Here is a 510-nt window from a genome sequence, read left to right on the forward strand (position 1 = left end):
CTCGCGCGTCATCATCCTGGCAGGCGCCGCCGCCTTGGCGATTGCCGCGATTGCCGGCATTTTCGCATGGCAGAAGTTCTCAGTGCCATCGCGGCCATCGGTTGCCGTGCTGCCGTTTGCAAACCTCGGCGGCGATCCAGGCCAGGACTATTTCGCTGACGGCATCACCGAGGATCTGATCACCGACCTCACCAAGCTGTCCGGTCTGGACGTCATCGCGCGCAACTCGGTGTTCGCCTACAAGAACAAGCCTGCAGCGCTGGCGGACGTCGCGCGCGACCTTGGCGTCCGCTTCGTTGTCGAGGGGAGCGTCCGCCGCACCGGCGAGCAGATCCGCCTCAATGCCCAGCTCATCGATACGGCAACGGGCGACAATCTGTGGGCCAACCGGTTCGACCGTGGCATGGCCGGCGTGTTTGCCGTCCAGCACGAGATGAGCGGCGAGATCGCCAAGGCGCTTGGCATGCAACCTTCGGCAGCGGAAAGCGAGCGCATGGCGCGGCCGCCGAC

At 65.5% G+C, this 510-nt stretch carries 1 pseudogene; it reads left to right on the forward strand.

Going from position 1 to position 510, the window contains the following annotated elements:
- Nucleotides 1–510, forward strand: a pseudogene (locus NKI15_RS31955) (adenylate/guanylate cyclase domain-containing protein); the annotation flags it as partial.

The organism is Mesorhizobium sp. M0862, from assembly GCF_040319795.1.
Lineage (GTDB): Bacteria > Pseudomonadota > Alphaproteobacteria > Rhizobiales > Rhizobiaceae > Mesorhizobium.